The 20213-nt window shown below is 44.4% G+C and carries 25 protein-coding genes; 12 read left to right on the plus strand and 13 right to left on the minus strand.

Annotated elements, in window-relative coordinates:
• Nucleotides 1–117 precede the first annotated feature (117 nt).
• The 5 genes from AC3RCI_RS13995 to AC3RCI_RS14015 form a co-directional block, all read right to left on the minus strand.
• A complete protein-coding gene (locus tag AC3RCI_RS13995) occupies nt 118–753 on the minus strand; it encodes a LysE family translocator (RefSeq protein ID WP_492473664.1) in 636 nt (211 codons plus the stop codon).
• A gap of 112 nt (nt 754–865) precedes the next feature.
• Nucleotides 866–1615: a YqcI/YcgG family protein gene (locus tag AC3RCI_RS14000; protein WP_492473665.1), complete on the minus strand. Its 750-nt coding sequence runs from the start codon at nt 1613–1615 to the stop codon at nt 866–868.
• A 90-nt stretch (nt 1616–1705) separates the two neighbouring features.
• The gene (locus AC3RCI_RS14005) at nt 1706–2275 is read right to left on the minus strand and encodes a YdeI/OmpD-associated family protein (RefSeq protein WP_492529573.1); all 570 of its coding nucleotides are present in this window, start codon (nt 2273–2275) and stop codon (nt 1706–1708) included.
• Nucleotides 2276–2318: 43 nt separating this feature from the next.
• Nucleotides 2319–2834 carry a DinB family protein gene (locus AC3RCI_RS14010; protein WP_492529575.1) on the minus strand — a complete coding sequence of 172 codons (516 nt, stop codon included), beginning with the start codon at nt 2832–2834 and terminating at the stop codon, nt 2319–2321.
• Between the two features lie 84 nt (nt 2835–2918).
• Nucleotides 2919–3836 (minus strand): helix-turn-helix transcriptional regulator, encoded by a 918-nt coding sequence (locus AC3RCI_RS14015; protein ID WP_492473668.1) that lies wholly within the window; start codon nt 3834–3836, stop codon nt 2919–2921.
• 167 nt (nt 3837–4003) lie between these two features.
• Between AC3RCI_RS14015 and AC3RCI_RS14020 the strand changes: the two genes are divergently transcribed.
• Both AC3RCI_RS14020 and AC3RCI_RS14025 read left to right on the plus strand, forming a co-directional pair.
• Nucleotides 4004–4480: a DUF2975 domain-containing protein gene (locus AC3RCI_RS14020; protein ID WP_154893208.1), complete on the plus strand. Its 477-nt coding sequence runs from the start codon at nt 4004–4006 to the stop codon at nt 4478–4480.
• Nucleotides 4481–4489: 9 nt separating this feature from the next.
• Entirely contained in the window at nt 4490–4729 is a 240-nt protein-coding gene (locus AC3RCI_RS14025; RefSeq protein WP_127535795.1) for a helix-turn-helix domain-containing protein, read from the plus strand.
• A gap of 43 nt (nt 4730–4772) precedes the next feature.
• On the opposite strand, the gene AC3RCI_RS14030 is transcribed toward AC3RCI_RS14025, so the two are convergent.
• A complete protein-coding gene (locus AC3RCI_RS14030; protein ID WP_336780028.1) occupies nt 4773–5639 on the minus strand; it encodes a helix-turn-helix transcriptional regulator in 867 nt (288 codons plus the stop codon).
• 179 nt (nt 5640–5818) lie between these two features.
• On the opposite strand from AC3RCI_RS14030, the gene AC3RCI_RS14035 reads away from it, so the two are divergent.
• On the plus strand, nt 5819–7885 hold the full coding sequence (locus AC3RCI_RS14035; RefSeq protein WP_492529577.1) for a beta-galactosidase: 2067 nt from the start codon (nt 5819–5821) through the stop codon (nt 7883–7885).
• Nucleotides 7886–8042: 157 nt separating this feature from the next.
• On the plus strand, nt 8043–8456 hold the full coding sequence (locus AC3RCI_RS14040; protein ID WP_492473671.1) for a sigma-70 family RNA polymerase sigma factor: 414 nt from the start codon (nt 8043–8045) through the stop codon (nt 8454–8456).
• A 281-nt stretch (nt 8457–8737) separates the two neighbouring features.
• On the opposite strand, the gene AC3RCI_RS14045 is transcribed toward AC3RCI_RS14040, so the two are convergent.
• The 3 genes from AC3RCI_RS14045 to AC3RCI_RS14055 form a co-directional block, all read right to left on the minus strand.
• Nucleotides 8738–9787 (minus strand): Gfo/Idh/MocA family protein, encoded by a 1050-nt coding sequence (locus AC3RCI_RS14045; protein WP_492529579.1) that lies wholly within the window; start codon nt 9785–9787, stop codon nt 8738–8740.
• Between the two features lie 249 nt (nt 9788–10036).
• Nucleotides 10037–10438, minus strand: a complete 402-nt coding sequence (locus tag AC3RCI_RS14050) for a hypothetical protein (RefSeq protein WP_492529581.1) — start codon at nt 10436–10438, stop codon at nt 10037–10039.
• Nucleotides 10439–10623: 185 nt separating this feature from the next.
• Complete coding sequence (locus tag AC3RCI_RS14055) at nt 10624–12399, minus strand: beta-galactosidase (protein ID WP_492529583.1); 1776 nt, start codon at nt 12397–12399, stop codon at nt 10624–10626.
• Nucleotides 12400–12519: 120 nt separating this feature from the next.
• On the opposite strand from AC3RCI_RS14055, the gene AC3RCI_RS14060 reads away from it, so the two are divergent.
• Complete coding sequence (locus AC3RCI_RS14060) at nt 12520–13365, plus strand: helix-turn-helix domain-containing protein (protein WP_492473674.1); 846 nt, start codon at nt 12520–12522, stop codon at nt 13363–13365.
• A 111-nt stretch (nt 13366–13476) separates the two neighbouring features.
• Entirely contained in the window at nt 13477–14100 is a 624-nt protein-coding gene (locus AC3RCI_RS14065) for a DUF8426 domain-containing protein (RefSeq protein WP_492473675.1), read from the plus strand.
• A 151-nt stretch (nt 14101–14251) separates the two neighbouring features.
• On the opposite strand, the gene AC3RCI_RS14070 is transcribed toward AC3RCI_RS14065, so the two are convergent.
• Nucleotides 14252–14350, minus strand: coding sequence for a hypothetical protein (locus AC3RCI_RS14070; protein WP_492529903.1), 99 nt, complete (start codon nt 14348–14350; stop codon nt 14252–14254).
• 161 nt (nt 14351–14511) lie between these two features.
• Between AC3RCI_RS14070 and AC3RCI_RS14075 the strand changes: the two genes are divergently transcribed.
• The 4 genes from AC3RCI_RS14075 (at nt 14512) to AC3RCI_RS14090 (ending at nt 17039) form a co-directional block, all read left to right on the plus strand.
• Nucleotides 14512–14901, plus strand: coding sequence for a ribonuclease domain-containing protein (locus tag AC3RCI_RS14075; protein ID WP_127536571.1), 390 nt, complete (start codon nt 14512–14514; stop codon nt 14899–14901).
• 16 nt (nt 14902–14917) lie between these two features.
• Nucleotides 14918–15193 carry a barstar family protein gene (locus tag AC3RCI_RS14080; RefSeq protein WP_154893198.1) on the plus strand — a complete coding sequence of 92 codons (276 nt, stop codon included), beginning with the start codon at nt 14918–14920 and terminating at the stop codon, nt 15191–15193.
• A gap of 332 nt (nt 15194–15525) precedes the next feature.
• Nucleotides 15526–15798: a hypothetical protein gene (locus AC3RCI_RS14085; protein ID WP_492529584.1), complete on the plus strand. Its 273-nt coding sequence runs from the start codon at nt 15526–15528 to the stop codon at nt 15796–15798.
• A gap of 227 nt (nt 15799–16025) precedes the next feature.
• Nucleotides 16026–17039: an ABC transporter substrate-binding protein gene (locus tag AC3RCI_RS14090; protein WP_492529586.1), complete on the plus strand. Its 1014-nt coding sequence runs from the start codon at nt 16026–16028 to the stop codon at nt 17037–17039.
• Between the two features lie 65 nt (nt 17040–17104).
• Here the strand turns inward: AC3RCI_RS14090 and AC3RCI_RS14095 are convergent, their stop codons facing one another.
• Nucleotides 17105–17866: an MBL fold metallo-hydrolase gene (locus AC3RCI_RS14095; RefSeq protein ID WP_492473678.1), complete on the minus strand. Its 762-nt coding sequence runs from the start codon at nt 17864–17866 to the stop codon at nt 17105–17107.
• Nucleotides 17867–18081: 215 nt separating this feature from the next.
• Between AC3RCI_RS14095 and AC3RCI_RS14100 the strand changes: the two genes are divergently transcribed.
• A complete protein-coding gene (locus AC3RCI_RS14100) occupies nt 18082–18498 on the plus strand; it encodes an Lrp/AsnC family transcriptional regulator (RefSeq protein WP_336780039.1) in 417 nt (138 codons plus the stop codon).
• Between the two features lie 134 nt (nt 18499–18632).
• Here AC3RCI_RS14100 and AC3RCI_RS14105 read toward each other — a convergent pair whose 3' ends face one another.
• Nucleotides 18633–19088, minus strand: a complete 456-nt coding sequence (locus AC3RCI_RS14105; RefSeq protein ID WP_336780040.1) for a hypothetical protein — start codon at nt 19086–19088, stop codon at nt 18633–18635.
• Nucleotides 19089–19135: 47 nt separating this feature from the next.
• Nucleotides 19136–19582 carry a hypothetical protein gene (locus AC3RCI_RS14110; protein ID WP_336780041.1) on the minus strand — a complete coding sequence of 149 codons (447 nt, stop codon included), beginning with the start codon at nt 19580–19582 and terminating at the stop codon, nt 19136–19138.
• A gap of 248 nt (nt 19583–19830) precedes the next feature.
• Between AC3RCI_RS14110 and AC3RCI_RS14115 the strand changes: the two genes are divergently transcribed.
• A complete protein-coding gene (locus tag AC3RCI_RS14115; RefSeq protein WP_492529905.1) occupies nt 19831–20172 on the plus strand; it encodes an iron chaperone in 342 nt (113 codons plus the stop codon).
• The last annotated feature ends 41 nt before the right edge of the window (nt 20173–20213 follow it).

The raw sequence follows: 20213 nt of genomic DNA on the forward strand, positions 1-20213 counted from the left end.
CGCCATCAGGAAGCACATGTCTATGAAGACACAACAAAAAAGGAACCCTAAAAACGGGCTCCTTATCTATCTCGGAATTCTTTAAGATTTTGAGGGTTGTCCAACCAGCTGAGTCAATCACTGAATATATGTCCAGAGAGAAAGTACGAACTCATACAAAAAGTAAAACGAAAACCCGAGCAGAAGTATGCCTGCTGCAATGGAAACCCAATGGATCATTCTCCGGCTCATCACTTTTCGTGTGACGGAAACCAGAGAGACTAGACCCATGTCGTGGATCAGAATACCGCACAGCACACCACAAGCCGCAATAGCGAAGCTTTCCTTCCCGGCTGAACGATAGGAATCAGACAGTACGGCTCCGAATACGGAAACCCAAAAGATCAGATTACCTGGGGAAATGGCTACAAGCAGGCCGTTACGGTACGTTTTCCAAAACGATTTCTTCACCTTCTCGTCGGTTGGCGTGATATCCTGATCTGCATTTCTGATCGAATCATAGCCGAGGTAGGCAAGAAAACCGGCTCCAACAAGCCAGAGAGGAATCTGGACATAAGGTAGCGAAAGGATGGTGGCGAATCCAAAATACATGGCAAGGATCAATGCAGTATCCAGGGTCATTCCACCCAAACCAACAGCCCAGCCGTGAATGAAGCCATTCTTCAAGCCCTGTTTGGTCATCTCTACGGTGATTGCTCCGACTGGCATGGCGATAGCTAGTCCAATCAGAACATATTTGATATACAGTTCCATGTCCATAATCATTTCCCTTTCCTGAATCCGGTTAATGAGACGCTCCTCCTAATATCTGCAGAGTACAGCTTATTCGAAGGAGGCCTCATTTAGGACAAGGAAGGGTAAACTTCTATTCCTGAATCTTCTCCGCTTGGAGAGCACGAAGAAAAGGACAACGAGAAGGGGAGGTATCATCATCTCTAAGAAAGTACTGCTTATATTCGAGATTCCCATGCGATCCATATTGTTTTAATTCAGGATGAGCGGGTACTGCATCGTATTCGGCAAGTCGTTCACGAATCTTGGGCCCGATGGCAGCAGCTTTCTTGGGGTGAGCATTCCACTGGTCAAGAACCCAGCGAGGTGTCATAGCGAGCATAAAATATGGGAAACTTCGGCTCTGCCTGAACGTGTGAGCAGGTGTTCCGCAATAGACGAAATAACGCTCATCGTCATAACAGAACTCCCATAAGGGATTCTCCGGGTTCTCTGGTATATCTGACGGCCATGGCTTTACATCCAAATCACTGACCTGGCTTAACAGTCCCCAAAAAAACGTTTCATAATCCAAAACCGTTCTAGTTGTATCCCTTAATTCGAGAAAAATAATCAATGAAGAATATTCACCAAAAGAACGCGAGGCCCGGCCGTATTCCGAAATGATCTCCGCGAGTTTACGATCGGTGGGCTGGTGATCTGAGCCAGAAACAAAACCATACCGAAGATGACCCATGGCGAAAGCTTGCGTCGCCGGAATACAAGGGAAACGTGCTTCCCGATCACTCATTTTGGAGGCAAACAAGCGGTAGGCATCCTTTTTCCATTCTTCCAGAGGAGCATCGTTGTTCTCCAGTTCAGAATGTTGATACAAAAGCGACATGAACAGTCCTCCTTTTACTATAGGATATCGTCCAGAGGCAAATTGGTGACTGTCCCACATCACTTTGATAGGGTAGGCGGGTGAATATATTCAATAATTTAAAAGGCGCCCACCATCATGCCATTGTCCGTACATTTTGTTATCTCTTGTGTGTGTAATGAATTTATCCAATCTGTGATCAAACGTTGCAGGTTGATTCTTAACGCTCTGGATCGTGTCGATCCGTACTCTTGTATATAACGCGGGAAAAGCCATGAAATTTTCATAAGTTTGTGTATCCTCTTTGAGCCTGATCTCAATATCCTCAGCAATGCGTAAAGAATCAATGTCCATGTTCGGCAGCACCCGTCTTCCTTCATCCCTCATGAATCCCAGCTTTTCAAGACGTCTTACTCGTTCTTTGTTCAATTCAGTCCAGGAGCTGTTATGGCTTCGGGGTGACAGTCTCTGTGCAAGCGCTGTGTCAGAAATTTTCTTCTTCAGTCCATCAATCCAACCGAAGCAAAGGGATTCTTCCACGACGTCCAAATAAAATAGCGTATCCGACTTTGCAGTCATGCTTACAATAACCCAGCAGGAAGTTTCAGTCCTGCAATGGGTCTGAAACCATAATCTTAAGTCTTCTCTTGAGTTTACAGAGAGTAAATTGTGAATTTCCATAGTTCGACTGCTCCAATCATTACTAGCCTGATTCGTTGTTCATTTAATTGGACTGCACGGGTTGCTGATACCAATACAGACAATAGTCGTTCATGGTGGACGCATGCCCCAATTGACGCAGCATGGTAGATACATTGCCCCTGTGGTAAGTACCGTGATTCACCACATGAAGCAGCATGTTGGACAATGTTGTTTCGCGTATACCAGCGTATGGATTATCAAGTGTAATGGTTTGCTCCAAATCGGTTTGACGCTGTATCCATTCATGATATCGTTCTGCCAATTCCGCATAAGTGTCCATGTACTCTTCGACGGTAAGGAGTGTTTTTCCATTTAATGGCATGCACTCTTGCAGCGCTTCACCCATTTCCATACCTGATAAAACTCGATACCACATCTGATCGACTGCGTAGATATGGCTTAGGGCATGGGCGATGGTGGGGAAAGAGCTGTTCAATTTTTGACTTAGTACAGAAGAGGGCAATTCCTTGATTCTGCCCAGGATGGTTTGGTTAGCCCACGTGTGGTAATTCAGCATCTCCACTGGATAATTCGTCATTTGAAAGGTCTCCTTTTGTTGTACAATGATTTTTGTTTTTTGAATCTGTAGTGATTATAAAAAAAGAAGTATGACAACAGAGTGTCATACTTCTTCGTATAGCAGGATTGCTTGTTGCAGCTGTTCTTTCAGAATCCCTCGAAGTTCTCGAGGCTTCATCACTTCGACTCCACTGCCCAAACTCAGCAGAAATGATCGAAGCCACCTTGCCTGAAGAGGTTGGTAAACAGAAATTCGCATGGTCATGCTTCCATCCTCATTAAATTGCTTCTCTGCCTGATGAAAATGATCCAGCGCTTCCGCTAATACCTCAGGAGCAACCCGAAAGACAACGTCACTTATTTGATTTTGCCATTCCTCATTTTGCAAAGAAGTCTCTCTTGGCACCTCATTGTGCGGTAGGAATGATTCTTGGGTCAGCGAGAGATTCATCATTCGCGATAGACGAAATTCCCGGTAATCCTGACGTGTCCGACAGAAACCATATACGTACCAATTTCGATATTTAAAATAAAGCGTCACCGGTTCCAACTCACGGGTTGTGCGTTCATTCTTGTTATTAACGTAATCGAAGTGCACAACGATATGCTTCGTGATCCCCGACCGCAGCTCGCGAAGTGCATAGTGATCCATACGGTGAGTTTCCAAGTCAACCGCCAAGGTCGGGGTTTGCTGATCAGACCCGACCGTTTGCAGACGTTCAATCGTGCCCTGTGCACGCTCATCCTCAAATACAGTGGAGAGGCTGCGAAGAACCGTAATCAGAGAGTGAACATCGTACGACCCGAGCAGGCTTTTGTCCATTTTGTATCCGTCAATCATGCCATACCCGCCGTTTATTCCTTGATAAGAAACAACCGGAAAACCAGCAGCACAGATCACGTCGATGTCGCGATATATGGTTCTTTGGGATACCTGAAACTCTTCGGCAAGCATGGAAGCAGAGACAACTTCGTTGTTCAGCAGCTTATAGATCATAGAGATTAATCGTTCCAATTTCATGAGTAAGGCCCGCCTTGTCCACCGTTTTTATTCGTTATCGTTGGTCGTTATTATATCATAAGTGATTGCTTAACAATAATAAAACAATAAAAATCAATAATTATTTATTGTAAAACGATAAATTGTGTGATAAATTCAAATCAATTAAAACAAGTGAGGTGCTTTTTGTGAAACGAGGTTCAACGATCTTTCTAAAAATGGCTGTACTGCTTATTGGGCTTCCCATTCTAGCTTTATGCATCTTCGGCATACCTTGGTTAGCGAATCATCCGGTGAATCCGAATTATGCCGGTTCGCTATATCCTATTGTGGTCATTATGTACCTCTCTGTCATACCATTTATCATTGCTCTGTTCCAGTCATTCCGTCTCCTGAGCTACATCGATAAGAACGAGGCCTTCTCTTCAATTTCGGTCCGTTCTTTAAAAATCATAAAATATTGTGCTATTGTAATCAGTAGTCTATATCTCGTGATGCTGCCGTTCGTTTTTCTTGTAGCAGATAAGGATGATGCCCCTGGGCTTATTATTGTGGGGATGGTTCCTATTTTTGCTTCGCTGGTCATTGCGGTGTTTTCCGCTGTTCTCCAAAGACTGTTACAGGAAGCCATTGATATTAAATCCGAAAATGACCTAGTGGTTTGAGGTGAAGACATGGCCATTATAATCAATATTGATGTGATGTTGGCAAAGCGGAAAATGACAGTTACCGAGCTTGCGGAGAGAGTTGAAATTACGATCGCCAATATTTCGATATTGAAGAACGGGAAGGCAAAAGCGATACGTTTGTCCACGTTAGAGGCAATCTGCAAAGCGCTGGATTGTCAGCCCGGAGATCTATTGGAATATAGAGCGGATGAAGACGAAGACGAAGATTCCATTGAGCAGTCTTGATAACGATGAAAAAGACTCTGCATGTTGAGTGCAGAGTCTTCTTTTATGATAAATGTTCCTCTTTCATATGATTGTGAATATTTCTGAACTGCAGGGGGGTGACGTTTTCCTGACTTCGAAAACATCTAATGAAGTAGCTTGACTGGGAAAAACCTGTCTCTAAGGTAATTTGCTTAATGGAAAGATTGGTCGTAGCTAATAATTGCTTCGCATGCAATAACCTGGATTCCATTAGGAACTCCGGAAAAGAGATTCCAATCGTTTGACTAAACTTGCGGCTAAAGTATGGAGTACTATAACCGGCGATCCCGGCTGCTTGTTCTAGCGTGATGTGCTCATTACTATGGGAGCGGATATAATTTGCTGCTTCACGAATCCGCTCTGCGGTTGGATTCATGGAAACATTGATTTGGCTCGCTCCGGACTGTAATCTTGTCAAAAGTTCATACAACGTTGCGGCCATACTGTGCTCATCGTCAACCTGATATCCCCTGCCTATCTCCAGTAATCGGTCCATCAGAGCTGTAATCATAGGAAAGTTGGAACATTGAAACAGCCATGGCTCATCCACTCCCTTTCCATTCAATAATTCTTCAAGACGAATACCGTAGAAGTGAATCCAACGAATACTCCAGGGGTCATCAAAGTCCGAATGATATGTTTGCCTGAGACCCGGACCGTAGAGGAATCCCTGTGCACGCGTTAACTCATAAGAATTGGTTCCGCTGTGCAGAAATCCTTTCCCGTCATATACAAGATGCAGATTATAGCATTGATCCAAATTAATTTCTTTGGTCCGATACTCTCGATTTACACGATGCTTCGGAAAGTCACTGTAGCCTCCAATAAAATCGGGAAAGCATACATGCCGGGGAAAAACCGGCTTAGGAAGAAAGAGGTGTTCTTTCACGCGTATCCTCCAGTTGAACGCAATATTTTGATGTATTTCATTATAATAAAGCAAGTCATCCGTTGTATTGTTAGTTATTGATGACAATATTTTATTATAAGTCGCATAATCTTGTCATTTAATATACGCGATTGGTCCAATAGAATGGAGTTAGTAACGTAGTTAAAGGGGACAATGAGATGGCGAAATCAATACACGTGGACGAATTAAAACTGGGTGTCTGTTACTACCCCGAGCATTGGAATGAGCAATTATGGGAAGACGACTTCCGCAGGATGCAGGAGATGAATATTACGGTTATTCGGATGGCTGAATTCGCATGGTCCATCATGGAACCGGAAGAAGACCGATTTGATTTTAGTTTTTTTGGGCGGGTGATGGATCTTGCGCACCAATATGGTTTAAGTGTCATTCTGGGGACACCGACTGCAACCCCGCCAGCATGGTTAACTGAAAAGTATCCTGAAGTGTTAAATGCGAATAAGGATGGCGTCTTGTATCGGCACGGCATGCGACGTCATAACAATTACAGCAGTCCGATCTATCGGCAGCAATGTGAAAAGATAGTGCGGAACATGGTTCTGGCATATAAAGATCATCCCGCAGTCATTGGATGGCAGATCGATAACGAACTCAACTGCCATATCAATGTTTTCTATGCTGAGGCAGACCATATCGCTTTCCGTGAGTGGCTGAGAAATCGGTACGGGTCACTGGAACATCTGAACCAGGCATGGGGTACGGTATTTTGGAGTCAGACCTATACGGCGTGGGAACAAATATATCTCACACGGAACATGGTCAATTCATCGCCCAATCCCCACCTGGCGCTGGATGAAAAGCGCTTCATATCGGCGAATACCATTTCATTTGCCAAGCTTCAGGTGGATATCATTCGTGAATTGGACCCGGAACATTGGATCACGACAAACGGTACGTTTGGACATATAGACAATCATGAATTGACGGATGAACTCCTTGATTTCTTTTCCTATGATTCGTATCCGCAATTTGCCACAATATTTCCTGATGAGGACGAGAAGCCATTGCAAGACCGGGCTTGGAGCATGAAATTGTCGAATGTACGCAACATGTCGCCGAATTTTTGCGTAATGGAACAGCAGTCTGGTCCAGGCGGCTGGGTTGATAGTATAGGTATGGGCACGCCAAGACCGGGCCAGATCCGATTATGGTCATACCAATCCGTTCTTCATGGCACAGACCTACTTGTATACTTCCGCTGGCGTACGGCAACGTTCGGAACCGAGATGTATTGGCACGGTATCAATGATTACCACAATCAACCCAACAGGCGAGTGCGTGAAGTTGCACAAGTGGGCGAAGAGTTTGCCCAAATAGGACGAGTTATTGCAGGTACGACATATCAAGCGGACGTTGCCATCCTGCAGGATTACGATAATATGTGGGACGGAGAGTTAGACGAGTGGCATGGTCCGCTTCACCACCAAAGCACACGCGCATGGTTTAAGCAGCTGCAATACCGCCATATCCCTATAGATCTAGTTACTCTGCGACCAACGACCCTACTGGAACATCTGTCCAAATATAAGGTGATCATCTATGCTCATCCCGCAATCATGACAGACGAAACAGCAGAACTTCTTCGAGCTTACGTCAGCCAAGGAGGTACCCTGTTATTCGGCGCACGGACCGGATATAAGGATCTCAAGGGACATTGTTACATGAGGCCATTTCCAGGAGCTGTTGCAGCGTTATGTGGAGTAACTGTAGAGGATTTTACCTTAGTGAAAGGAACCGTGACTGGGGCCAAGTTGCAATGGAAGGGTACAAGTGAGCAGTGGTCTCACGGATTAGAATCGGTTGGATTTAACGAAATTCTTCATGTGGAACATCCAGAGGTACAGGTGGTCGCCGAATATGCCTCCGAATACTATGCAGGTAGCGCTGCGATGACGAGGCGTGCAGTAGGTCAAGGAGAGGTATGGTATTATGGGGCCGCTTACAATGAACCAATCGTTGATGCTCTCATGGATGAAATAGGGCTGTCTTCGCCGGTTGATGACCTGATAGAAGTACCTTCCGAAGTTGAAATCGGCATCCGTTCTGCCAAGAATAGATTATATCTATTCTTACTCAACTACTCGGACCAGGAGGTTTCCATCAAGCTCAAGAAGGAAACGAAAGAGTTACTAACGGGAACATCCTATAAGAATGAAATCAAAATGTCTGCATATGGTGTTTTCATTTTTGAGATAGATAAGTGATATAAGATAACAGCTGAACTTACTATGTTCGGCTGTTTTTTAGTTGGATAATAAGTAAGGTATAGTTTACCCGGGAATTAATGGAATTATCTTATGAACCTAATGAAGTCTTTGAGTATCTAATAAATAGATAGTTTGAGAAGGAGGGGAGATCTTCGTGGATTTAATTGAGAATGCAGAACTTGCGAGAAAAGGGGATAAGGAAGCATTTGTGTTATTAATACGAGCGGTACATCAGAGCCTCTTTGTTATCGCAAGATCAATTGTTAAGAACAACGAAGATTGTGCAGATGCGATGCAGGAGACCATTGCCAAAGCATTTTCTAATGTACATACACTGAAAGAGCCTGCTTATTTTAAAACATGGATAATTCGGATATTGATTAACGAGTGCAATCAGATCAATAGAAAAAAGAAGCGAGTATCCCTCATTCCTTATGATTTAAGAAAGACATCTTATAAGGATGAGTACGAGCAAATTGAGCTGTTTGAGGTGATTGACGAACTGGATGTACAGCTTCAGACCATCGTCACGCTATTTTATATCGAGGATATGTCGGTCAAGGACTAGAAATCCCCTTATGAATTCCGAATTGAAGGATTAGATCATATTCCAGAGGAGCTCACCATGGAAAGGGAAGTAGTTATAAACGATACAACGACCCTAACTGGTCTGTTTTACTAAATGAATAGCAAATAAACGAACTTATTCCCGAGATGGAGTAAGTTCGTTTTTTTTAGTGACTAATGAATGAGTTCAAAATTTGTGCCCATCTTGGGATATAAGATTTATGACACACCTTTCAAAGAGCAATTTCGTTAAACGATTCATTCAGATGACTTAATAAAAAATCAGATGCTTACCGATTCTTGAGTGGAGATTGCTTTCTCGATGGCGAGAGACAAACGCACATCCTTAAGAGCTTCGGTCAGGGGATAAAAAGAGATATTCTCTCTCACAAAGGCAGACATGCGCGTCAAAATTTCAACCATGGCCAGCTCTTCATCGGAAAACGGTACAGAAGAGAAGGGATTACGGTACAGGCACTCTTGTCCTGCGCGTAGCTCACGGAGGGAGAGCGGTCCCAGACTTCCTTCCATGCCGCTCTGAATCCGGTGGATGGAGTATGTATCATATGCATCGGTACCCAAGCTGATCGTGACTTCGTTATCCCGTATCTCCCCATGAGATCCGCGAATCAAAACCCGGTTTTGACGGAGAGGCGAAAAGTATTGAGAACGGGTGAAGTCCAGCACAGCACTCTTGCCGTTATGAAAAGACAACATGGCGATCTCTTGAACTTCATTCTCGATTCGATCCTGGACTTGACGACCGCGATAAGGTACTTCCAGAATGGGAAGTTCGAAGCGGCGGCCGACAATTTCGCTGCTGATATCGTTGAGCGACAGCCAGTTACGTATCAGACTGATCCCATGATAACCGTGTGCTACTGATGCTTGAACATGATGAACCTGCCCCAGTTTCCCTGACTGGATCAGGGACATCCGAGCGAGTTGATGCGGCAGCAGGGGATACTGTTCTGCAATTTGGATCTGATCGTTTTTCTCAGCAAAAGAGGACATTGTCCTCAAGCTTTCTTCATCAAAAGCAGGCGGTGTTTCAACCAAGAGAGGAACCTGTAGTGTTACAAGTTCTTCAAGGACGGCAGGAACGGATGTTTTGGACACAGCAACCAGAAGAAAATCACAATGACGGGCCATTTCAAAAGATGACTCGAAAAGGGTGACGCCCCAACGTTTGGCAGCCTCCACATATTTGGACGGATTACGCACAGCTACGCCGCTGATCTTGAATATATGGGGGAGCTGCTTCGCGATCCGCAGATAAGCTTCTGCTCTCCAGCCAAATCCTATAATCCCAAAGCGAATGGGTTTACTCAAAAAAATCTCCTCACTTTTTATGCTTCTTCTGATAGAAATATGTATGTGTATTCCTGTATTCTCTACTCAAGGATACCACGTAGCTAAGCATTTTCAACGAAAGAATTGGAGTAAGAAAGTGTAACTCGAATATCTATAAGAGTCTGATCGATGTTTAATCCTTCGTATGACTTAGTTAACCTACACAGCGATATGAGAAAAAGCCCTGAGTTGTTCGATTTGAACAGATTCAGGGCTTAATACGCTCTCTTAGTTGGAGAATGGGACGGATAATTGTCCAATCGCAGCAGTAGTTTTAACTGGATACAACGCGACTTGATATTGCGGAATGGCTTCAATGCGGCAGAATTCGGCGATCTCGACTCCCTCAAAGCGCTCAATTTGTGCCTGATTAACAAAGGTATGGACCGTCCCTCTGCGCTGGGGCGTTATGGATAAGTGCAATTCAGAGAATTCAAGCTGAGTGTAAAATTCCTTCAGGCCTATGCACCAGGTCTTACCGTAAGAGATATGATCTGTTATGAGCCGGCCATTCAGGAACGCTTCGGCCACATCACCTTCATAATCTACCTCAAGCCATACATCGTGAATATGGGATGGCCATTCTCCGGCAAATTGCAGCAAGGCCGATTTCTCCGCAGGTTTCTTCATCAAAACCTCTGGTGTATATTCAGGCAGGTCTATTGCATAGGTTGTGAAAAGAGTGGAACCCACGTGTTGACAATGGATAGCGCTGGAATGATGTGTTTGCAAATCTTGCTCTGGCTTGGGATACAGTGAAACAGCAATATGGGAAGATCCTGTCGATGTGCAGATAAGCTGATGATTACTGACCGTTACGGGACAATCGCTGATAACCAGTGTTGGTTGTCCCCATAGTTCAAAGGTGTATGCTTTTGCGCTTCTTCTCTTGAAAGCACCACAAAACGTACGGAACCACCATCTGTGGTTAGGAAGTTAACTGATTTATTTTTGTCTACGCTTGGTTGAATCACATAATAAGATCCGTGGTCCAATATTACACTTCCGCTGCACTGCACATCCTTTAGATTCGTTTTGGAAACGACGTATTCCGGTGTCATGCCTTCATGTGCATAGAAGAAAATCGTTTTGTCTTGATTTGTGTCGATCATGGTGAGCAATGGAGCCGTTGCACTAAGTAAGGACACGCCATGAAGTTCCAGATTGAACGGCAGCATCAATCCGATTCCTTCAGGAAGCTCAAGTTCACCTTCAGCGGGGAAGGCAACGCTGCCTTTGGATGTTTCCAATTCGATTCGTATTTTACGGCGGGGCAGGTCGATCTGGTCCTGAAAATTATTCAGAAAAACAAAGCCCGAGCCGTCCTGATGTCTGACACACCAGCGTAGTGTCTCTGTATCTGTCGGATCGATGGTAGACTGACCCTCAGGCAGTACCGTTTTCATCGGAGCAAGGACCGATCCGAAAGATTTAAGAAACAAGGAGATGGCGCGGATGCGGTCATAAGATGCACCGACTCTGCCGAACTCACCCAAGGGAGACTGGTAGTCATACGTAATTTTCGGCAAGAATTGCTCATTGAGATAACTCTTCTTGCCGACGGGGTTGGAGCCGCCATGATACATGTAATAACCGAGCAGATTGCTGCCGCTGGCCAGTTTGACAAGGGTCATGGCTTCAATACTGTTTTCCGGGACGTATGGCCTCACATTATAACTGACCTGCATACCACCAGCCATTTCGCAATACGCAACGGGATATTCAGGCGTGTCGAAATGAACGGGCTCCGCCGGAGTAATATGAAGATCGCGATACACGAATTCCTTGCTTGGAGGCTGGTCAGGCAGCCAGGACGTATAGGCGTAACCTGCAAGCATGGGCAAAAAGCCTTCCTCAGGAACGGCTGCCCCGCCCCAAGCGGTAGCTGTGAAGAACAGAGGACGAATGCCAGCTTCCTCGGCAATGCGGCGCAGCTCGGCCAGATGAGCTGTACCTCCGGTTCCGGAGGACAGAAACTTACCGGTTTTGTAACCCCAGGCATCATTCGGTGCTCCGGCGTGCATGAATTCATTTTCCAACTGCACAGCTATCACGGGTCCTCCGTCCTGATACAGGCTGCCTTTCATCTGACTGGCAATTTCCCGATACAGTCTGCGTGTCAGCTTCAGATATCCGGGATCATTGGAGCGGATCTCAATAGGCTTGGAAACTACCCAATCCGGAATTCCTCCATTGCGAACTTCACCGTGGCAGAATGGACCGATACGAAGAATGAGGGGCAGATCCAGTTTGGCACACAGATCGATGAAATGGCGCAGGTTCCGATTTCCACCCCATTCAAAAATCCCTTCTTCTTCCTCATGAAAATTCCAAAATACATATGTAGCGACGATATGAATTCCACCGGCCTTCATTTTCAGCAGCTCTTCTTCCCAGTACAAGTATGAAAACCTGGAGAAGTGAAATTCACCTACGATCGGGATGAAGGGCTCGCCATTACGAGTCATATAATAATTGGTGAATCCAAAGGCATCTCCTTTGGGATTGGTTCCACCATGCATACCCAATTTTCCCGGATGGATTTTCTTACGGTCTGCATCTATTAATGATAATTTTGAGATGTGACTCATTGCTGGGACAACCTCCTTGTGATATGTTCTTTACGATGAATTCTACTGTGTTCAAAAATAAAAGAAATATCGATACAGCTACATTTTATATGGAATAGATCATAGCGAGGTAGTGTGATAATGGCTGAAAAACATGCGGATTATGCTATAGTTGGACACAGGCCCTTTGGAATATTGATCGCAGGTCATTATAAGCAGTTGAACGGATATGAGATTCATCGACCAACAGGGAGCGTCGACTGGTTACTAATGTATACGCTTTCCGGTAAAGGGGAAATACAGCATGGCAAAAATTCAATAACCTGCACAGCGGGGGATGTGGCAATTCTTATGCCAGGGCTTCCGCACCATTATAGAACAAAGCAGGATCATTGGGAATTTATATGGGTACACTTCATACCCGATCCCCATTGGAGTACTTGGTTGAAGCTTCCCGAAACGTCTGCTCGTTTCATCTACCAGCGGATTGTTTCGGAAGACGTACAGCATGATATTCAGAATGCTCTTCAAAGATTGGTGCGTCACGGATTTTCGGAAGGCCGATCGGAACAATATCGCCGATTATCCGAGCTGGCCCTGGAGGAGACGTTGATACACATTCAACACACCTATCCACCGGATGTTCCGGCGACGATGGATCCCCGAATTGCGGAGATCATGCGGTATCTGCAGATGCATCCTGCGCAGAAGATAAGCATACCGGAACTTGCGAACCGATGCTGTTTATCCACCTCACGCCTCTCTCATTTATTTAAGGAGCAGGTAGGGGATACGATTCTAAATACCGTTCACAAGTTCAGGTTGGAGAAGGCAGCGCAGCTTCTCGCCGGCACGAACCGGCAAATCGCAGAGATCGCTGCGGATGTCGGATTCGACTGCGGTATACATTTTACAAGGAAATTCCGTGAAGCGTTTGGCGAGACACCGTCAGCATTTCGGAAACGAAAAAATAACCTTCAAGTGTGATTGTTAGATTGTTCGTATAAGCTGCTGAAGCGAAAGATAAATCCAATGAAAGCATTTATAATGTGTAGAACTTAAAATACGGTTACAGTATTAGAGGAGGACAAGTGCAGCATGAACCTTTTTCACATCCAATCCACCATACACGGAACTGATCGAACTGCAGCCTTCCTGGAAGATAACTTTATCGGGATCGATTGGCCAGCTACAGGGGATTTGGAACAACTGCCGGCTGAAGAATGGAAAGAGCAAATCAGGCAGTATTATGCAATACCTGAATCGGAACTGAGCGGAGTAATAGGTACCCTACAGACGTTTATAAACATTATACAGGATGGAGATCATGTCTTAATTCATGACGATGAGTGGGTATATGTTGGAGATGTGGGTGATTACTTTTACGATGACTCCGTTAGCATTGGAGAAGATTCGATATGTCATCGGCGAGGTGTAACGTGGTTGGGGCGAATTCCACTGACAGATATAAACGACAAGGTACGTGCTCTGATTTTGAATGCTTCCATCATTTCAACATTCGAGTATCCACTTTCACAGGCTCAATTGGATCCATGGCTTTCAAGAACTCCCGAAACGGAAACGGCAGTTCAACATTCGGTTGGCGTAGATGACGGGACGATACAGGAAGCTCTAGGTGTACTAAAGAATGCATTACAGAGCGAAGACGAGGAACTTCGTATTCGTGCGGCGACGGCCATTTTACAATATGCCAAAAAATAAAAAGAACCTTAACAATGAACAGATAAGTAGTAACGAAAATTGAATTAGCAGACGTACGAACTTTCAATGTACATTAGTCCTTACTTTTTTATAGAAAGAAGCACGCAAAGCCCTCATGAAAAAAAGTGAGCTTTGCGTGCTTTCGTACATATTATGATGTTTTTTTGGATTGCATGCAGGCTGATTTGATGGTGTGTTCGATCAGCGTAGCGATGGTTACGCGACCCACTCCACCCGGGACGGGTGTAATGGCAGATGACTGAAATGTACATCAATCCTTTTAACTTTTAGCTATACTTGGAACTGTGTGAAGATTGGTATATACTTTTTTGAGTTAAGAAGATTAAAAGGAGATTATAAGCAGTGTATATTAAAAAATGGCTAGGTGCTGTACTCATTATTCTTGCGACGATGCTGTTCGCAGGTTGTTCACTAGAATCGCTATCTGTAGATGATTCGACCCAGACTCATGCTGTCTTGAACCAATTTGACGAAGTGGCCAATTATCTTGCAGAGCATCAGGAACTTCCGGATAATTATATTACCAAGAAGGAGGCCAGAGCTTTGGGCTGGGAACCAAGTGAAGGAAATTTGCAAGATGTGGCCCCAGGCAAAAGTATCGGCGGTGATATATTTCAGAATCGGGAAGGCTTGTTACCCAAGAAAAAGGGAAGAACGTGGTACGAGGCAGATATCAATTATTCCGGGGGAACCCGGGGAAGTGACCGAATTCTCTATTCCAGTGATGGCTTAATATACAAGACAACCGATCATTATCGCACGTTTGAACAAATCAAATGACCAAAGGTAGGATGGTATGAAGACAGTAATCATTGATGGAAATGATATTCATGGAAAAGAAGAGCTGCATGATATTCTTCAGGCGAAGCTGGGGTTAGATGACTCTTACGGGCGGAATCTCGATGCGTTATGGGATGTCATTACAGGCTTCATTTCAATTCCACTAACCATTCAATGGGTGAATTTTGAGGCCAGCAGGGCTGTGCTTGGAGAATACGCTGATCAGCTAGTGGAGTTAATGCGTGACGCAGAAGAAGAGCTGGATCAGTTTCAATTGGATCTGAATATGTAAAAATTAAACGTGCAGTCCGCTGAGGACTGCTTTTTTTATTGTGCAACATGTTCAGTGAGGTTTCCGTTAATGAGTTTAGGAATCCATAGGAGGTGAGGGTCATCCCAAGGAAGTTGTTGCACTTCATTTATCTTTTGTCACTGGTTAATCTGACTACATCTTGTGCAAGCACGTTTACGAATACAGAGGCTGATAACAGTCTAAGTGGACTATATCTTGCAGCATTGGAAGAGGTCATATCAACAGATTCAGCTCTTAATCGATCGATGGAGTATATATCAATAGACTATGATCGGACACCTGCATTAAGTGATTCGGATGGACAACATATAATGAAGTTCTTACGAACGATATATAAGGTGGACGTTTATAACCTAACTTATGAACAATTGCTTAAGCAAGGTTTATATGAAGGTAATGAAAGCAATCTCCGGGGAATTTTACTGCGGATCGAAAAGTTTGAGCTGGCAGACGAGCAGAATGAGGCCACACTTGTGATAAGTAAATATCGTTCGAATGAGGGTTCCATCGCTGTAAAAATAACGCTGCAATATAGGGATAACAATTGGATGGTAGTTGATCATGATACCTTGAAAGAGAGCTAATACCGGATAAGGTTGCGAGGCTATAAAGTTCTCCGAACACTAAACAATCTGTCTTAAAAGTCGCCTTGGCGGCTTTTTTTGATCTGGGAATGGAAGTCTGTCTGCGGGATTAAACATTCAATTTAACTCATTTTAAAATGAGAACCAGAATTAGCTTGTCAAAATAGACTGCATCATGATAAAGTGATAACGATTATCAATATCAATTAAAAAAGGGTGGGTTTACATTGTTGAGACGATCTTATTCGATCTTGCTTATTCTGGCACTAACCGTGCTGCTTGTACTAAGTGCATGTGGTCAAGCCGCGACGACGAGTACAGCGACCGATGCAAGTGCTAACACGGCAGAGCAGACAACTAACTCAGCATCTGCAGCTGAACCAGCGACGAATGACGAAGGGGAGACGGTTACATACCAATCGGATGCGGGAGAAGTCGAGGTACCCAAGACACCGCAGCGTGTCGTTGATTTGACGGCGTTTACGACAGGATACTTTGTAGCACTGGATGTTCCCGTGGTGGGAGCTCTCTCTGGAGCAATGGGCAATAAGTATATTAAGGATCAATTGATAAGTGAAGGAACAACTGATCTGGGTGAGCAGCCTACAGCGGAACAGCTGGTAAGTCTCAAACCGGATCTGATCATAGCTTATACGGGCACAGAAGGCCTTGATCAATTGTCTCAAATTGCCCCTGTGGTGCAGATCCAGTATGGCAAACTCAACTATAAAGATCTTATGCTTGAATTAGGCAAGCTAACGAATAGGGAAGATGCAGCGAAAGCCTGGGTTACAAACTGGGAAGCGCAGATTAAGGAATGGAAACCCAAAGTTGAGGCCGCAGTCGGTGACCGTACTGTCTCCATTCTGAATCCATACGCGAAGGGATTGTACGTATTCGGCCATAACTATGGTCGTGGCGGTGAAATCCTCTATGGTGAATTTGGCTTAAATGCCCCTACCAAGGCTCAGGCAGAAGCGATCGACAGCGGAACAGGTTTTGCTTCGATCTCCATGGAGGTGCTGCCGGAATATGCAGGTGACATCATCTTTACAAGCCCGTGGTCGGGCGATACAAGTGATGCCGAAGTTGTATACAGCAATACATTGTGGGAGAATCTGCCTGCTGTTAAAGAAGGACTTGTCTTCCAGCTGGATAACACATCGGACACATATAACGACCCTATCACTTTGGAAGGACAATTGAAATTTATTACGGACAGCTTGCTTTCAGTGAAGTAAGCAGTAGAAGAACACTCCTGACCGTCACGAAGTGACAGAGGAGTGTTGTTTTTTTTATAGCTGAATTATAATACGTAGGATTCTCCATCCTCAGGAACAGCAATGTTACTGGTGATTCCTTTATCCTTCAAAAAGCTTCTTAAGTCTTCTCTGGAAAGACCCCAATGGTTAACTGCTTCCATGTGGACTACAATGATTTTCGCGTCTGGTGCTGCTTGGTATACTTTATAGATATCGTCTATGCCCATAACCAAGGAACCACCCTCCAGAAACTGATTATCTCCTCCATTAACAACAAGAACTTCAGGTTTGTGAGTGTGGATCACTTCTTGAACAGATTCGACCCAAACGGTGTCCCCTGCTACATATAAAGTCTGCTCACTAGTGTGTTTAAAGACCACACCACATACTTCGCCAGCAAGCTTCAGGACTTCTCCTCTCCCATGCTCCCCTTTTGTTTTAAAGAGTTGAATGCCCTGAAATACTGAATCTTCATGAAGAATCTCTACATTGTTAAAGCCAGCATTTTTAACTTCAGACGCATCAGCTTCGTTCTGTACAAACATTTTGATGTCTTTGGGCAGTGCTTCTTTTGCCGCATCATCAAAGTGGTCCAAATGAAGATGGGTAACGATCACCGCGTCGATACCACGGACTATATTTTCAACAGAAGTCGGAAGGTCGACCAATGGATTCTTCTGATCCTGCCTCGCAGAATTTGGGAATGGAGGATACACGCCCTTGTCAGCCAGGAATGGATCAATTAAAAAGTGTTGTCCTGCATATTCAACGATAATCGTAGCATTTCGGATTTGAGTTATTTTCATTGTAATTCTCCTTTGATCATAAATATATAAATAGCTTACACGCTCCGCATGTCTGCGTACATGCATAGAATCAAGTCTTTCTTCTCATTTACTTGAATAATGAAAGTATTTCTTTTCATGATGGGTTTGTATGTAGAATAGAGTAAGCTTTACTTATCTCATGAATTGGGTTTTCATTGGTGATGATACTAAAATTAAAAGGGGGAGGATAACGAGTGCTCGATCACATAGATGAATTAATTATTAAAGAGCTGTCCGAGAACAGTCGCATTACGATGAAGAAGCTGGGAGAGAAGGTTCATCTCACTGGACAAGCAGCTGCTTCGAGAGTGTTGAAGCTGGAGGAAAATGGAGTTATTGAAAAATACACCGTCCAAGTAAATCAAGTCAAATTAAACTGCTTAATCCATGCGTTTATCACGATCAAACTGACGAATCCACATCATCAGTCGTTCCTGTCTTTTGTTAAAACTGAAAATGATTTTGTACTAAATAACTATAAAGTGAGCGGAAACGGATGCTACATTCTGGAGGCCAGATTTCCATCCAATGAAGTGTTGGATCAATTCCTTGTTCGTTTAAACGAACATGCGAACTATAGTCTTTCCATTGTCATTAACAAGCAAAATTGAATAGAAAACAAGAATAAGGACGCCTGATCCCTCCAGCTCTGACCATCGGAGAGCACTGGATTTGGATCGAGCATCCTTATTATTAGTCTATACGTACGAGACATGATAGCGTTTTTTTTGTCCGAATCATCGACTTAGTCATCGGAATACACAGTTGCGTTGAAACTTTCGGGTCCGAGTCGGACATTGCTTACGCCGGTATCCGGACCATAGGAGAATGTCGCATAGACAGAATAGACGAGCTGGCCATTTCCCGGTGGAGTTACGTTATAATCGGAGCCCGTAAAACTGAGCACACACGGGCTAAAGAAAGGGTTGCCGATGACAGTCCTTTCTGCGCGGTACACCAGCTGCTGCGAGGCTCCCAAACCACGATATACCTCAATGGCAAGAGAACCGTTGTTAAATAACTGATTGGCGGTTACCGTGACTATACCTGAGAAAAGTGTACGGATGGTTGGTCCCGGATTACTTATTTGCAGCCCAACTTGGGCGAACAATAAAGGAACGCCGTTTGTGAAACTGGGAGTGAGAACGCCCTGACCCCCTTTAGAGCCTTGAGAAGTTCTTGCATCTAATGTCTTTACCATTTGAAGTCCTCCTTTCTTCGAAGCTAAGGAGTAATCGAAACGTAGAGTTAATCGTCGCTGTAAGCGACCGCATTGAAGCACTCCGGTCCAAGACGGGTGGCTTGTTCTGATGCGGATACAGGGACGAACGTTGCAAAGCAGGAGTAGATGATCTGCCCATTGGCTGGTGCAGGCACATTGTATTCTGAACCTTCAAAGCTCGCCAAAATCGTACTGTCGTTAGGAAACACAGGCTGGGAAACCACATAGATCGGTTGGCCCGTATAAGTTGCCCCTCTGAATATTTCAAAACGAATGGAAGAAGGCAAGGAAGACACATTGGACACTGAGATCCGATAGGTCCCATTAAATTGCGTTCGAATGATCGGCCCCGGATTTAAAATATTGAGTCCAACAACTCCGAGTAGGGTAGGTGTATTTGCGCCAAGCGGAACGTTGAGCGGGGTAATGCCTGCTGACCCCAGTGACGTACGGGCGTCAAGAGTACGAACCATAGCAATTCCTCCAATCTATCATTTTGTCATATGATATGTTGCTCAGTGGAAGGAGTTGTCCGCTTAGCGGCAAGAACTTTAAGCTGCTCCAGAGAGATACAGCACGAATCAAACGAATTTTTATTTGGAGACTTGAAATGAACGTGTATACTTGAGGAAAAGAGTAAGTTGCCAATTAAACCAACGGACTAACTATATTCTATATAGGAGGAATTTACTTGAAGGAATTTGAAGATTTTCTGGCACGGATGGATAACCCGGAACAGCGTGCTCGAGCCGAAGAAGTGCTGAATTGGGTGGCTGCGAGATTTCCTAACCTCAAGGCCAAGATTGCATGGAATCAGCCAATGTTTACTGATCATGAGACCTTCATTATCGGATTCAGCGTAGCCAAACAGCATATGGCGATTGCGCCCGAGAAGGCAGGCATTCTTCAGTTTTCAGATGAGATTGTGGAGGCTGGCTATGATCATACGAAGGAATTGATTCGAATCAAATGGAGTCAACCCTTGGATTTTTCTCTGCTGGAGAGAATTATTGCTTTTAATATTACAGACAAGGCAGACTGCTCGACTTTTTGGCGGAAGTAAAAGCAAAGCATGATATAACTTCGTTTCACGAATGACAATGG

The sequence above is a fragment of the Paenibacillus sp. MT124 genome (assembly GCF_058792755.1).

Excerpts from the sequence above, each read along its gene's own strand:
- AC3RCI_RS13995 (WP_492473664.1), bottom strand. The coding sequence starts at position 753 with ATGGAACTGTATATCAAATATGTTCTGATTGGACTAGCTATCGCCATG.
- AC3RCI_RS14000 (WP_492473665.1), bottom strand. The coding sequence starts at position 1,615 with ATGTCGCTTTTGTATCAACATTCTGAACTGGAGAACAACGATGCTCCT.
- AC3RCI_RS14005 (WP_492529573.1), bottom strand. The coding sequence starts at position 2,275 with ATGGAAATTCACAATTTACTCTCTGTAAACTCAAGAGAAGACTTAAGA.
- AC3RCI_RS14010 (WP_492529575.1), bottom strand. The coding sequence starts at position 2,834 with ATGACGAATTATCCAGTGGAGATGCTGAATTACCACACGTGGGCTAAC.
- AC3RCI_RS14015 (WP_492473668.1), bottom strand. The coding sequence starts at position 3,836 with ATGAAATTGGAACGATTAATCTCTATGATCTATAAGCTGCTGAACAAC.
- AC3RCI_RS14025 (WP_127535795.1), top strand. The coding sequence starts at position 4,490 with ATGGCCATTATAATCAATATTGATGTGATGTTGGCAAAGCGGAAAATG.
- AC3RCI_RS14035 (WP_492529577.1), top strand. The coding sequence starts at position 5,819 with ATGGCGAAATCAATACACGTGGACGAATTAAAACTGGGTGTCTGTTAC.
- AC3RCI_RS14050 (WP_492529581.1), bottom strand. The coding sequence starts at position 10,438 with ATGAAGAAACCTGCGGAGAAATCGGCCTTGCTGCAATTTGCCGGAGAA.
- AC3RCI_RS14055 (WP_492529583.1), bottom strand. The coding sequence starts at position 12,399 with ATGAGTCACATCTCAAAATTATCATTAATAGATGCAGACCGTAAGAAA.
- AC3RCI_RS14060 (WP_492473674.1), top strand. The coding sequence starts at position 12,520 with ATGGCTGAAAAACATGCGGATTATGCTATAGTTGGACACAGGCCCTTT.
- AC3RCI_RS14065 (WP_492473675.1), top strand. The coding sequence starts at position 13,477 with ATGAACCTTTTTCACATCCAATCCACCATACACGGAACTGATCGAACT.
- AC3RCI_RS14075 (WP_127536571.1), top strand. The coding sequence starts at position 14,512 with ATGCTGTTCGCAGGTTGTTCACTAGAATCGCTATCTGTAGATGATTCG.
- AC3RCI_RS14080 (WP_154893198.1), top strand. The coding sequence starts at position 14,918 with ATGAAGACAGTAATCATTGATGGAAATGATATTCATGGAAAAGAAGAG.
- AC3RCI_RS14085 (WP_492529584.1), top strand. The coding sequence starts at position 15,526 with ATGAAGTTCTTACGAACGATATATAAGGTGGACGTTTATAACCTAACT.
- AC3RCI_RS14095 (WP_492473678.1), bottom strand. The coding sequence starts at position 17,866 with ATGAAAATAACTCAAATCCGAAATGCTACGATTATCGTTGAATATGCA.
- AC3RCI_RS14105 (WP_336780040.1), bottom strand. The coding sequence starts at position 19,088 with ATGGTAAAGACATTAGATGCAAGAACTTCTCAAGGCTCTAAAGGGGGT.
- AC3RCI_RS14110 (WP_336780041.1), bottom strand. The coding sequence starts at position 19,582 with ATGGTTCGTACTCTTGACGCCCGTACGTCACTGGGGTCAGCAGGCATT.
- AC3RCI_RS14115 (WP_492529905.1), top strand. The coding sequence starts at position 19,831 with ATGGATAACCCGGAACAGCGTGCTCGAGCCGAAGAAGTGCTGAATTGG.